The organism is Micromonospora sp. M71_S20, assembly GCF_003664255.1.
Taxonomy (GTDB): Bacteria; Actinomycetota; Actinomycetes; order Mycobacteriales; family Micromonosporaceae; genus Micromonospora.
In genome coordinates this window covers 111,990-124,649 of sequence record NZ_RCCV01000003.1, presented here as the reverse complement: position 1 = coordinate 124,649, position 12,660 = coordinate 111,990, and the positions used below count along the sequence as shown (strand labels likewise).

Sequence of the window (12,660 nt, the reverse complement as noted above, 5' to 3'; positions counted from 1 at the left end):
CCTAGACGACCAGCCTGCGACGGAACGCGCGCCGGGCCAGCAGCCAGCCGCCGACCGCCCAGGCCGCGAGGTAGAGCAGGTGGCCGGCGACCGGCCACTGCGGGGCGACACCGAGCGACGCCGCCCGGCACAGGTCGACGCCGTGCCAGAGCGGGGTCGCGTACGCGAGCCAGCGCAGCGCCAGGGGCAGCGACTCGACGGGGAAGAACACGCCGGCGAAGAGCGTCATCGGGATGACCGCGAAGCGGAGCAGCATCGCCAGCCAACTGTCGACGGAGACCACCGACGCGTACGCGAAGGTCGGCGCGGCGACGGCCAGCCCGAGCAGTGCCGTCACCGGCAGCGCGGCGAGTGCCCACGGCGACCGCAGCGCCCCGAACAGGGCCGTCACCAGCAGGAACGCCGCGACGGTGGTGACCACCCGGAACACCACGAAGGCCAGGTGCCCGCCGAGGATGTCGCCCACCCGCAGCGGCGCCGCGCTCTGCGCGAAGTAGGTCTTGACCCACTGGAAGTTGCCGAACACCGGCCACGTCGACTCGCTGACGGCCGTCTGCAACGCCGTCGACGCGATCAGGCCGGGCACGATCCAGTCCAGGTAGGGCACCCCGCTGATGCCCTGGTCGATGTAGGAGCCGACGCCGACGCCGAACCCGACCACGGTCAGCACCGGCAGCAGGAACGACGAGAAGAGCCCCGCCCGCCAGGTGCGCCGGTAGCCGACGAGATGGTGCGCCAGCACCGCGAGCGCCGGCACCCGCGGCAGCGCCGGACGCGCCCGTTCCCGCGCCGACCGCGCCACGCTCACGCGACCACCCCCGTCTCGCTCCGCGCCCACCACGACCCTCCTACCTCGCGGGTACGACAGGCCGTGGCCACCCTACGGCGAACCGGCGCCGTCGTCCGTCAGCGTTGCCGGGCCGTACGGAGCAGCGCCAGCACCGCGTAGCCGAGCAGCAGCAGCCCGGCACCCGTGCCGACGACGAGCCCCGCCGACACCGCCGTGGCGAGCGCGGTGACCAGCCCGGCCAGGGCGACGACGCACATCGCCGCCCCGAGCGGTCGCAGCAGCGGGTCGCGCAGCACCGGCACGAGGGGGAAGAAGTGCAGCCCCACCACGGCGCAGACCAGCACCGGGATGAACTCCGACCACCCGACGAGGGCCAGCACGACGGCGCCGAGCCCGGCGGCGGCGAACTCGGCGAGGACGATCAGGAGGTAGCGACGGTCGGCGGCGCGGTCGTGGGCGACGGCTCCTCGGCTGCGGGCCACGACGACGGCGCCGATCACCGCCGCGACCAGGGCCGCGCCGCTCGCGACCACCAGCAGGGCGCGCAGCGGCTGCTCGGCGGCCGGCACGCTGAACCAGATCGTCGCGAAGACGCCCAGATAGAGCGCGGCGAGCCCGGCCTCGCGGCGGGACTGGAACTCCAACCTCGACATGACACCCCCGTGTGCGTCGCCGGCGGGCGACGTGCCGCCGGCCCGCCGATGCTACGTAACGACCGGCACCGCCGCACCCGCCGGCCACGACCCGCCTCCCGGCGGCGCGGACGGCGCGGACGGCGCGGACCGCCGCGCACGGCACGCACGACGGGGGCGGCACGGACGGCACGCACGACGCGCACGGCGCGGATCGCCGCCGGTCCGGTCGGCCGGACGGCGGTGTCCGGCGCGGAGCCGGCCGTCCCGCCCGGTCAGTCGACCAGGGTGCGGCCGGTGAGGTGGAGGAAGACGTCCTCCAGGCTGCTGCGCCGGACCAGCACGTTGGCCGGGTGCAGCCCCCGCTCGCCGACCTCGGTGACGGCCGCGTCGCCGTCGGGCACGTAGAGCAGGATCCGGTCGGGCAGCACCTCGACGCGCTCCCCCAGCCCGTCGAGCTTGCCGGCGAACGCCTCCTGCGACTCGGCGGCGAACCGCAGCTCCACCACCTCCCGGGTGGAGTGCCGGTCGATCAGCGCGCGGGGCGATCCCTCGGCGACGATCCGACCGCCGTCCATCACCACCAGGCGGTCGCAGAGCTGCTCCGCCTCGTCCATGTAGTGGGTGGTGAGGACCAGCGTGACGCCCTGCTGCTTGAGCCGGAACAGCCGCTCCCACACCAGGTGCCGGGCCTGCGGGTCGAGGCCGGTCGTCGGCTCGTCGAGCAGGACGATCTCGGGCTCGTTGACCAGCGCGCGGGCGATGGTCAACCGCCGTTTCATGCCGCCGGAGAGCGGCTCGACCCTGCTGTCGGCCCGCTCGGTGAGCTGGACGAAGTCGAGCAGCTCGGCGGCCCGCGCCCGGGCCACCCGGCGGGAGATGCCGAAGTAGCGCGCGTAGGTGGTGAGGTTCTCCTGGACGGTCAGCTCCGGGTCCAGGTTGTCGAGCTGGGGGCAGACGCCGAGGCGGGCCCGGATCGCCGGCCCGTCGCGGACCGGATCCATGCCGAGGATGCGCAGCTCGCCGCCGCTGGGCGGTGAGGTGCAGCCGACCATCCGCATGGTGGAGGACTTGCCGGCGCCGTTGGGCCCGAGGAAGCCGAACGCCTCGCCGGCACGCACCTCGACGTCGATGCCGTCGACGGCGGTGAAGTCGCCGAACCGCTTCACCAGCGCCCGCGCCTGGATGAGTGGTGGAGCCGTGGTCACCGCCCGACCATAACCTCCGGCGCCGACACCTCCGACCGGATCGCGGCCGGGCCCGTCGCCGGGTGGTAGGGGTGGAATCGGCGGCAGGAGTGGGGCCGGACGGTAGGGGTGCAGGCGCCCTGGTCAGGGCCCTTCCGGCAACGGAGAGCGACGAAAACTACGCTGCGTGATGGCTTCGTGCGATGTCGACGACGCGGTGACCGCCGCGCGAGGGTGGGCCGAAAACGCGCCGCTACCGGACCAGAGTGGACGCATCGGATGCGGCCCGCTCCCGGCTTGCCGCATTCTTACCAATCAGGGCGCGCATCCTGCCGCATATCCGGGCGCAATAACAGTCTCTCTGCGTAATCGGAAGTCCCATTTAATTACTGGCTGCAATCATGATCAGCAATATTCCGCCCGGTATCTAATTCGCGTATCGTGCCCCCTCGTGCCACCAGTGCGTTCATCCGGCGAACCCGCCCCGCAGCCGTCCACCGTGGGCCCCGAGTCCACCCCGGACGGCGGTCCGGTCCCCCTGCCGCCCGAGACGGACAATCGGTCCGATCCAGACGGTGCCGCGCCCGATCCACGGGAACTCGCCGCGCAGTTCGAGGACGAAAAGCCCGGGCGGGAACTCTCCGGGCCGATCGGCGTGCTGGTCACCGGAACGACGTTGGCGATCGCGCTGCTCGCCCTCTGGCAGGTGTTCAGCCCGCTGCCGCAGGGGAGCAAGTTCTACCTGGTCATCTTCCTGGCCGGCATCCTGCCGATGGTCTTCCTGGCGTACCCGGCCGATCTGCGCCTGCCCCGGCGACTGCGTCGCGCGGACGCGCCGAGCGACGCCGCGCCCACCGACCGCCCCGGGCGCCGGGGTCCCACCCTGCCGGACTGGATCCTGGCCGGCGCGGCGCTGGTCAGCTGCCTCTACCCGGTGCTGCCCGTCGGCCTGGGTGAGGGCGGCGGCGGGTACGACGCCTTCCTCGACCGGCAGGGCCTGCTGGTCGGCGTGGACGTGGCGATGGGCACCGTCCTGCTGATCCTGCTGCTGGAGGCGTGCCGGCGCACCACCGGATGGATCCTGCCGGCGGTCTGTGTGGTCTTCCTCGGCTACGGCTACTACGGCGGGCTGCTGCCCCAGTCCTGGCCGGTGGCCCACGCGGGCCTCGACTTCGGACAGATCGTCGACGGCCTCTACAACTCCGACAGCGGCTTCTACGGCACCCCGCTCGACGTCGCGGCGACGTACATCGTGCTGTTCACCATCTACGGCGCGGTGCTGGACCTCTCCGGGGCCGGCCGGTTCTTCGTGGAGCTCTCCGCCGCCGCCTTCCGGCGCTCGCGCACGGCCGCCGGGCGCACGGCCGTCGCCTCCGGCTTCCTGCTCGGCACCGTCTCCGGCTCCGGCGCGGCAACGACCGTCAGCATCGGCGCGGTCACCTGGCCCGTCCTGCGGCGCGCCGGCTATCCGCCGGAGCGGGCGGGCGGCATGCTCGCCGCGGCCGGCGTCGGGGCGATCCTCTCCCCGCCCACCCTCGGCGCGGCGGCCTTCATCATCGCCGAGTACCTCGGCGTGTCGTACCTCCAGGTGCTCGGCTGGGCGACCGTCCCGACGGTGCTCTACTACCTCGGCATCCTCCTCGCGGTCGAGATCGACGCCCGGCGATCGGGCGTGCGGCCGGTGGTGATCGAGACGGCCTCGGCCGGCCGGCTGCTGGCCCGCTTCGGCTACCACTTCCTCTCGCTCTTCGCGATCGTCGGGCTGTTGGCCGTCGGCTTCTCCGCGACGAAGGCCGTGGTGCTGGCCACCGTCCTGGCCGCCGTGCTGTCCTTCCTCGACCGTCGGCACAGGCTCACCCCGGCCCGCCTGCTCGCCGCGCTGAGCGCCGGGGTGCGCGGCGTGCTCGCGGTGAGCGCGGTCTGCGCCGCCGCGGGCATCATCACCGCCACCACCACCAAGACCGGCCTCGGGCCCCAGGCGGCGGCGCTGCTGGTCAGCGGGGCCCAGGCCGTCAGCTCCGAACCGGCCGTGGTGCTGGCGCTCACCGCGCTGCTCGCCGCCGTCGCCCTCACCCTGCTCGGGCTGGCCGTGCCGGTCACCGCGTCGTTCGTGATCGGCTGGGTGATCATCGGCCCGGCCCTGCTGGACCTGGGCGTCACCGCGCCCGCCGCGGCGATGTTCGTCTTCTACTTCGCGGTCCTGTCCGAGGCGTCCCCGCCGACCGCGCTCGCCGCGGTGGCCGCCGCCGCGGTGACCGGCGGCCGGCTGGTGCCGACCATGTGGCAGACCCTGCGGTACGCCCTGCCGGCCTACCTCATCCCGCTCGCCTTCGTGGTCACCCCGACCGGCCTCGGGCTGCTCGGCATCGGGGGCCCGCAGCGGATAGCCGTCGCCGCGACGGTCGCCGCCCTCAGCGTCGCCGTGCTGGCGGTGGCGGCGGGCGGCTGGCTGCCCGGCGTCGGCCCGGCCGGCACGCCGGAGCGGATCGTCGGCGCGCTCGCCGGGCTGACACTGCTCTGGCTCGAACCCGTGCCCGTCGCGATCGGCGCCGCCCTGGCCGCCGTCATGGTGGCGGGTGTGCTCGTCAGACGCGGATCCGCCGGTCGGACCGGCGGGCCGTCAGCAGTACCAACGGTGAACCATGGGGAGGAAAAACAGTGAGACGGATCAACGTGCGGCTCGCCGCGGGGGTTGGCGCGCTGGCCCTCGTCGCCGCGGGCACCGCCGGCTGCGGAGGCCGTCAGGACGGCGCGACCAAGGACGACGCCGCCAGTGAGATCACCTGCAAGGTCACCGACAGCACCCGCGTCGGCATCGCCACCGGCAACGCCACCGGCGTCTACTACGTGGTCGGCAACGCCCTGGCCGGTCAGCTCTCCGGGGCGACCGAGGGCAAGCTGACCGGCACCGCCGCCGAGACCGGCGCCTCGGTGCAGAACATCGAGCAGCTCGTCGGCGGCCAGTACGACGTCGCCTTCTCCCTGTTCGACACGGCGGTCAACGCGGTGCAGGGCAAGGGCAGCTTCACGGCGCCGCAGCCGGTCGAGGCGCTCGCCCGGATCTACGACAACTACACGCAGGTCGTCGTCCGGGCCGACTCGGGGATCAACTCGGTCGCCGACATGAAGGGCAAGAAGATCTCCACCGGCTCCCCGAAGTCCGGCACCGAGGTCATCGCCAACCGGCTGCTGGAGGCCGCCGGCCTCGACCCGGCAAAGGACGTCCAGGCGCAGCGGCTCGACCTGACCAAGTCCGTCGAGGGCGTCAAGGACGGCAGCGTCGACGGGCTCTTCTGGTCGGGCGGGGTGCCCACGGGCGGGCTGACCGACCTGTTCACCACCGCCGGGGACAAGGTGAAGTTCATCGACATCACCCCGCTGCTGCCGAAGATGACCGAGCTCAACCCGGCGTACCAGGCCGGGACCATCGGCGCGGACGTCTACAAGACCGCCGCGGACACCCCGACCATCGTGGTGCCGAACGTGCTGCTGGTCCGCAAGGACCTCAACGCGAACGTGGCCTGCGCGATCACCCGGACGGTGTTCGACAAGAAGGACGCCCTGGCGCAGGCCAACCCGGCCGCCAAGGGCATCAGCCTGGACAACGCCCGCAAGACCGACCCCGTACCGCTGCACCGCGGCGCGGACAAGGCGTTGCAGGACCTCGGCGCACGCTGATCCCGGGTGCCGGGCCCGGGCCTCGCGCCCGGGCCCGGCACCCCCGACCCCACCCCGGAAGGCCCGAGTGTCGCTCCCCACCCCCGGCCGCGTACGCCGGCACCACCGGCCCGCCGACCACACCGACCGGCTGTGGTCGGTACGCACCCAGTTGCTCGCGCCCATCCTGGTGGCCACGATCGGTCTGGTCGTGCTGGGGTCCACCCAGACCGCCATGGCCATGGCCGCCACCGACGACGCGGACCGCGCCCGGGTGCTGGCCGGCACCGCGACGGCCACGGTGCGCCTGGTGCACGAGTTGGAACGGGAACTCGGCGAGACGGCGGCACTGCGTCAGCGGGGCGGCAGCAGCGGACGTCCCCTCGTCGACGCGCAGCGCCGACGGGTCGACGCGTCCGTCGAGCGGTACCGCGGCTCCAGCCGGGACGCCCGTCGCGCCGCACCCGACCTGCGCCAGGTGCTCGACGGCGCCGACGCGCAGCTCGGCCAGCTCGAAACGGCCCGCGGGTCCGCGCTGGGCGGCACCACCGCCGACCCGGCCTACCTCTCGCTGGTCGAGTCGCTGCTCGCCGTCGCCGACGCGCTGCCGGCCCAGCTGCGCGACCGGGAGCTGGCCAACGGGGCGCGCGAGGTCGCCGCCGTCGCCGCCCAGGAGCACCTCGCCGCCGTGGAACGCGACCTGCTGCGCACCGTCTTCGTGCGGGGCGCGCTGGTGGACGGCGAACTGGTCCGCCTCGGCCAGCTGCGGGGCGCGCAGGAGCAGCGGCAGGCCGAGTTCTCCCGGATCGCCAGCCGGCCGGCGGCGGACGCGTACACCCGGCTGGTGGCCGGCACCGACGTCTCCACCGCCCGCCGGATGCGCGACAGCGCGCTCAACGTGGAGACCGAGCCCGCCGGGCTGAAGACCGACGGCGACGCCTGGTACGTGGCCCAGAGCGGCGCCATCCGGCGCTACAACCTGCTCGGCCGGGAACTCTCCGAGGAACTCGACCGCAACGCCGCCGGGCTGGCCCGGGAAGCCCAGCTACGGGCCCTGATCACCGGCGGCGCGACCACCGCCGTCGCGCTGGCGTCGTTGACCGCGGCCGTGCTGCTGGCCGTCCGCACCAGCCGCCGGCTGCGCCGGCTGCGGGTCGCGGCGCTCACCATGGCGAACCGGGAGCTGCCCGAGCGGATCACCGCCATCGCGGCCGGCGACGGCGCGCCGACCGACGGCGCGGCCACCCGGCTGACCGCCGGCATCGGGCAGGGCCGCGACGAGATCGCCCAGGTCGCCCAGGCCTTCGACACGGTGAATCGGGCCGCCCTGCGCCTGGCCGGCGAACAGGCCGAGGTGCGGATGGACGTGACCCGGATGGCCGAGGCCCTGGCCCGGCGCATCCGTACCCTGATCACCCGGCAGCTGCGGCTGCTCGACGAGTTCGAACGCGAGGAGACCGACCCGGACGCGCTGGCCCGGCTCTTCGCGCTGGACCACCTCGCCGCCCGCATGCGGCGCAACGGGGAGAACCTGCTGGTCCTCGCGGGCGGGGAGCCCGGCCGTACGCACGACGGCGCCCACCTGCTCGCCGACGTGGTGCGGGCGGCCGCCTCGGAGATCGAGGACTACCCGCGGGTGGAGGTCGACGTGCCGACCGCCGCGGTGCACGCCGCCGCGGTGGGCAACCTGGTCCATCTCCTCGCCGAGCTGCTGGAGAACGCCACCGTCTACTCCCCGCCGAACGCCCTGGTGCACGTCGACGGCCGGCGCACGATCGACGGCCTCACGCTGCGCGTGCACGACCAGGGCATCGGTATCAGCGACAGCCGCCTCGCCTCGATCAACGAGCGGCTGCTCGCCCCCGCGATGCTCTCCAGCGCCTCGGCCGGCAGCATGGGCCTGCACGTGGTGGCCCACCTGGCGGCCCGGCACGGCGTACGGGTGCAGCTGCACAACAGCGGCGCGGGCACCGTCGCGCAGGTGGAGATCCCGGAGTCGGCGCTGACCCGCGTCGAGGACGTCGCCCCGCGCTCCGCCCCGGAGGGTCGTGCCCCCGCCCAGGCCGCCCCGCAGGTGCACGCGCCGGCGCCGCCCGTCCGGCAGGCGCCCGCGCAGGCGCCGCCGCCCGTGCGTACGCAGGCGCCGGTCGTCCCCGCCCAGACCGCCTGGTTCCGGCCCCGGACGGGGACCGGTAGTCCCGCCGCCGTGCCCGACCTGGCCAGCGTCCACCACGCGCCGACGATCGCCCTCCCGGTGCTCGGCGCGCGCCCGACCGGGTCGGGGGGCGTCGCCACGGCGCCGTCGTCCCGTCCCGCGTCGGCTCCGCCCGCGCCGCCTCAGCTCACCGGGGCCGGGCTGCCGCGCCGCACCCGGGGCGGCCAGCTGCCGGCCACGCTGCACGAGGCCCCGCCGGCACGACCGGCGGGCGACCTGCTCGACCCCGAGGTCGTACGGTCCCGGCTCTCCTCGCTCGCCGAGGGAGTGGCCGCCGCGACCCGACGTACCCAGACGACACCCCCCAGGAGAACACCATGACCCCATCCGTGAGCGCCGGCCTGGACTGGCTCCTGGCCAACTTCGCCGAACAGGTGCCGGACGTGTCGCACGCCCTCGCGGTCTCCGGCGACGGGCTGCGGCTGGCGGCCTCGCCCCACCTCGCGCCCGACCAGGTGGACCAGCTCTCCGCCGTGATCAGCGGCCTGGCCAGCCTGACCGTCGGTGCCGCCCGGCTGATGTCGGCCGGCCGGGTACGCCAGCAGATCGTCGACATGGACGGCGGGGTGATGCTGGTGATGGCGGTCGGCGAACGCGCGCTCGTCGGGGTGCTCGCCGCGCCCGGCTGCGACCTCGGCCAGATCGGCTACGAGACCGCCATGCTGGTCCAGCGGGTGGCGGAGGCCCTGGAGCCGGCGGTCCGGGCGTGATCGGACGGTCCTCCCGATTGCTGGCGGCCCTGCTGGCGACCGTGCTCGTCGCCGGTTGCGGCGCGGCCGAGGCCGGGCCGCAGCCCTGGCACGGTGGCCGGATCTTCCTCGCCACCGGCAACACCACCGGCGTCTACTACCAGCTCGGCGGCGGCTACGCGGACGTGATCAGCCGCCACCTGCCCGGCTACGAGGCGCGGGCCGAGCCGACCGGCGCGTCGGTGGAGAACATCAACCGGCTGGCCAGCGGCGACATGGAGATCGCCTTCAGCCTCGCCGACACGGCGGCGGACGCCGTCGCGGGGCGCGGGGCCTTCGAGGGCCAGCCGCAGCCGGTGCGGGCGTTGGCCCGGGTCTACAGCAACTACACCCACGTGATCGTCCGCGCCGACGCGAAGATCACCAAGCTGTCGGGGCTGCGCGGGAAGCGGGTCTCCACCGGCTCCCCGAAGTCCGGCACGGACATCATCGCCGGGCGTCTGCTGACCGCCGCCGGCCTCGATCCGGACCGGGACGTCGTCCGGGCCACGCTCTCCCTGCCGGAGACCGTGAAGCGGATGCGGGCCGGCACGCTCGACGCGATGTTCTTCTCCGGCGGCCTGCCCACGCCGGGCATCGCCGACCTGCTGGCCAGCGCGCCCGGCAGGTACGCGCTGCTGCCGATCGTCGACCTGATGGAGCCGCTCACCGCGCGCCACGGTTCGGTCTACACCACCGCGGAGCTGCCGAAGGAGGTCTACAGGACGAGGAGCGGCACGCCGACGGTCACGGTGGCGAACGTCATCCTGGTCAGCGCCGACATGCCCGACCAGTTGGCGTACGACCTGACCCGGCTGCTCTTCGCCTATCAGGCCGACCTGGTCAAGGTGCACCCGGAGGCCGGCAACTTCACCCAGCAGAGCGCCTCGGGCACCGACCCGATCCCGCTGCACCCCGGGGCCGCGCGGTTCTACCAGCGCGGGTGACCCGCGCCGGTCAGGCGTCCGCCGGGGCGGTGGCGGCGCGGGCCTCCGCCACGAGGCGGTCGGCCTCGGCGAGCACCTCGGGGTCGTCGGTCGGGGTGCCGGGGTCGAGGCGGACCGTCCACGTGAGGCCGTCCACCCCCGGCACGCGGCGCGCCGCGACCCGGCCGGCGCCGCCGGGCACCGGGTGGTGCTGCGTGTACGCCACCGACCGGGTGACCCGTTCCCGCACCTGGTGCGGCAGCTCCCCCGGGTCGAGCAGCAGGTACGTCTCGGCCGGGCGGTCGGCCACCAGCAGGTAGCCGTCGCGCTCGGCGAGCCGCTCGGCCGGCGTCACCGTCAGTTCGCGGCCGGACCAGACCGCCTTGAGGACGTCGTGCCAGCCCAGCCGGTGCGCCCGGCCGGGCAGCCAGAGCCCCAGGTTGCTGGCGACCACCACCCCGTCGCCCTCGCCGTTGCCGGCGGCGGCCCAGGCGAGCACCCGCTCGTCGGCGACCAGCGGCGGCCGGGCGGCCGGGGGCAGCTTCGGCTTGCGGCGGAACAGTCCCATCTACAGTCCTCCCGCGGCCTGCTCGCGCAACGCCCGGGCGTGCTGCTCCAGCGACAGCAGCTCGCCGAAGGCGGCGAAGTACTCGTCCTTGTTGTTGACCGGGTTGATCCGCTGGATCCGGGACTTCAGGTCCCTGATCCGGCTGGTCACCGAGCCCCACTGCAACCGGGCCATGGTGACCGAGACGTAGCGCGGGTCGGGCTCGCTGTCGATGCGCAGCGGCTCCACGGCCAGCTCGCCGACGAGCGCCCGGGCGGCGAGGTCCTCGCAGGCGTCGCGGACCGACTCGATCCAGACCGCCCCGCCGGTGGCCGTGGCGGCCCCGCCGACCGCCGCGACGGCCGCCCGCACCGCCACGTGCACGGGGTGCCGGTACTCCGACGCCTCGACCGCGTCGAACATCGGCCCGGCCAGCACCGGCTCCTGGAGGGCGAGCTTCAGCGCCTCCCGCTCGACCATCGAATGCGGGTTGTCGACGACCGGCTCCGGCCGAGCGGGTCGGGGCGCCGGCGCGGCCTCCCGGCCGGGGGTGGGCGACGCGGCGGCCAGCACGGCCCGCTGCACCGGCTCGATCTCCATGCCGAGGTCGCCGGCGAGCTTGCGGACGTACTCCGGACGCTTCTCCCGGTCCTTGAGCTTGGCGACCAGCGGCGCGGCCCGGCGCATCGCCTCCACCCGGCCGTCGACGGTGTCGAGGTCGAAGCGGTTGATGACGTGCCGCAGCGCGAAGTCGACAAGCGGCTCGCGGCGGGCCACCAGGTCGCGGACCGCCAGGTCACCCTTGGCCAGGCGCAGGTCGCACGGGTCCATGTTGTCGGGGCTGACCGCGATGAACGTACGCCCGACGAAGCGCTGGTCGTCCTCGAAGGCGCGCAGCGCGGCCTTCTGGCCGGCGGCGTCCCCGTCGAAGGTGAAGATGATCTCGCCCGCCACGGCGTCGGTGTCCAGCAGCAGCCGGCGCAGCACCCCGATGTGGTCCCCGCCGAACGCCGTGCCGCAGGTCGCCACGGCCGTCGGCACCCCGGCCAGGTGGCAGGCCATCACGTCGGTGTAGCCCTCGACCACGACGACCTTGCCCTGCTTGGCGATCTCCCGCTTGGCCTGGTCGATGCCGTAGAGGACGTGCGACTTCTTGTAGATGGGCGTCTCGGGGGTGTTCAGGTACTTCGGGCCGTCGTCGTCGTCGAAGAGCTTGCGGGCACCGAAGCCGATCACGTCGCCGGCGAGGTCGCGGATGGGCCACATCAGCCGGCGGCGGAACCGGTCGATCAGCGTGCCGGAACGCGACGGCCGGGACAGCCCGGCGGTGACCAGCTCGTCGTGGCTGAAGCCCTGCTGGCGCAGGTGCTTGGTGAGCAGGTCCCAGGCGTCGGGTGCGAAGCCGCAGCCGTAGCGCTCGGCGGCGGCCCGGTCGAAGCCGCGCCGGGCCAGGAACTCCCGGGCCGGACGCGCGCCGGCGGTGGTGAGCTGGCCGCGGTAGAACTCCACGGCGGCGGCGTGCGCGGCGACGAGGCGCTGCCGCTGCCCCTGCTGGGGACGCGGACGCGGCGCGGCGGAGTCGTTCTCGACGTAGCGCAGCTGGATGCCGGCGCGGTCGGCGAGCCGCTCGACCGACTCGACGAAGCTGAGGTGCTCGGCGTCCATCAGGAACTTGATCGCGTCGCCGCCGGCGCCGCAGCCGAAGCAGTACCAGACGTTGCGGGCGGGCGAGACGTTGAACGACGGGCTCTTCTCGTCGTGGAACGGGCACAGCCCCTTGAGGTTGCCGCCGCCGGCCGACCGCAGGGTCACCGTCTCGGAGATGACCTCGGCGATCGAGCTGCGCTCCCGGACCAGCGCGATGTCCTCGTCCCGGATCCGCCCAGCCATGTCCGCCACCCCCTCGGCGTACATCCTGCCCTGCCGCACCGACGCCGCGCCGCCGGGGGACGCCGCGTGTGGCGACCACCGCCGTCAC

General features: G+C 74.3%; 10 protein-coding genes. 5 read left to right on the top strand and 5 right to left on the bottom strand.

Annotated features, from left to right (window positions below; all coding sequences use genetic code 11):
- Window position 1 precedes the first annotated feature (1 nt).
- From DER29_RS25780 to DER29_RS25770, 3 genes are all read right to left on the bottom strand, one after another.
- Window positions 2-802 carry an ABC transporter permease gene (locus DER29_RS25780; RefSeq protein ID WP_121400878.1) on the bottom strand — a complete coding sequence of 267 codons (801 nt, stop codon included), beginning with the start codon at window positions 800-802 and terminating at the stop codon, window positions 2-4.
- Window positions 803-906: 104 nt separating this feature from the next.
- The gene (locus tag DER29_RS25775; protein ID WP_148710105.1) at window positions 907-1,443 is read right to left on the bottom strand and encodes a hypothetical protein; all 537 of its coding nucleotides are present in this window, start codon (window positions 1,441-1,443) and stop codon (window positions 907-909) included.
- 254 nt (window positions 1,444-1,697) lie between these two features.
- Window positions 1,698-2,630 carry an ABC transporter ATP-binding protein gene (locus DER29_RS25770; protein WP_121400270.1) on the bottom strand — a complete coding sequence of 311 codons (933 nt, stop codon included), beginning with the start codon at window positions 2,628-2,630 and terminating at the stop codon, window positions 1,698-1,700.
- Window positions 2,631-3,060: 430 nt separating this feature from the next.
- Between DER29_RS25770 and DER29_RS25765 the strand changes: the two genes are divergently transcribed.
- From DER29_RS25765 to DER29_RS25745, 5 genes are all read left to right on the top strand, one after another.
- Window positions 3,061-5,271 (top strand): TRAP transporter permease, encoded by a 2,211-nt coding sequence (locus tag DER29_RS25765; RefSeq protein ID WP_370040596.1) that lies wholly within the window; start codon window positions 3,061-3,063, stop codon window positions 5,269-5,271.
- The gene (locus tag DER29_RS25760) at window positions 5,268-6,287 is read left to right on the top strand and encodes a TAXI family TRAP transporter solute-binding subunit (protein ID WP_121400269.1); all 1,020 of its coding nucleotides are present in this window, start codon (window positions 5,268-5,270) and stop codon (window positions 6,285-6,287) included. The genes DER29_RS25765 and DER29_RS25760 overlap by 4 nt, the downstream gene beginning before the upstream one ends.
- Before the next feature lie 67 nt (window positions 6,288-6,354).
- Entirely contained in the window at window positions 6,355-8,802 is a 2,448-nt protein-coding gene (locus DER29_RS25755) for a sensor histidine kinase (RefSeq protein WP_121400268.1), read from the top strand.
- Window positions 8,799-9,191 carry a roadblock/LC7 domain-containing protein gene (locus DER29_RS25750; protein ID WP_121400267.1) on the top strand — a complete coding sequence of 131 codons (393 nt, stop codon included), beginning with the start codon at window positions 8,799-8,801 and terminating at the stop codon, window positions 9,189-9,191. Before DER29_RS25755 ends, DER29_RS25750 begins: the two co-directional genes overlap by 4 nt.
- The gene (locus tag DER29_RS25745) at window positions 9,188-10,156 is read left to right on the top strand and encodes a TAXI family TRAP transporter solute-binding subunit (RefSeq protein ID WP_121400266.1); all 969 of its coding nucleotides are present in this window, start codon (window positions 9,188-9,190) and stop codon (window positions 10,154-10,156) included. The genes DER29_RS25750 and DER29_RS25745 overlap by 4 nt, the downstream gene beginning before the upstream one ends.
- Window positions 10,157-10,166: 10 nt before the next feature.
- On the opposite strand, the gene DER29_RS25740 is transcribed toward DER29_RS25745, so the two are convergent.
- Both DER29_RS25740 and dnaG read right to left on the bottom strand, forming a co-directional pair.
- On the bottom strand, window positions 10,167-10,703 hold the full coding sequence (locus tag DER29_RS25740) for a hypothetical protein (protein WP_121400265.1): 537 nt from the start codon (window positions 10,701-10,703) through the stop codon (window positions 10,167-10,169).
- On the bottom strand, window positions 10,704-12,596 hold the full coding sequence (dnaG, locus tag DER29_RS25735) for a DNA primase (RefSeq protein ID WP_121400264.1): 1,893 nt from the start codon (window positions 12,594-12,596) through the stop codon (window positions 10,704-10,706).
- Window positions 12,597-12,660: the final 64 nt, after the last annotated feature.

Bases quoted from the DNA above. Each gene is read 5' to 3' on its own strand.
- DER29_RS25750 (WP_121400267.1), top strand. From the start codon at position 8,799: ATGACCCCATCCGTGAGCGCCGGCCTGGACTGGCTCCTGGCCAACTTC.
- dnaG (WP_121400264.1), bottom strand. From the start codon at position 12,596: ATGTACGCCGAGGGGGTGGCGGACATGGCTGGGCGGATCCGGGACGAG.
- DER29_RS25740 (WP_121400265.1), bottom strand. From the start codon at position 10,703: ATGGGACTGTTCCGCCGCAAGCCGAAGCTGCCCCCGGCCGCCCGGCCG.
- DER29_RS25775 (WP_148710105.1), bottom strand. From the start codon at position 1,443: ATGTCGAGGTTGGAGTTCCAGTCCCGCCGCGAGGCCGGGCTCGCCGCG.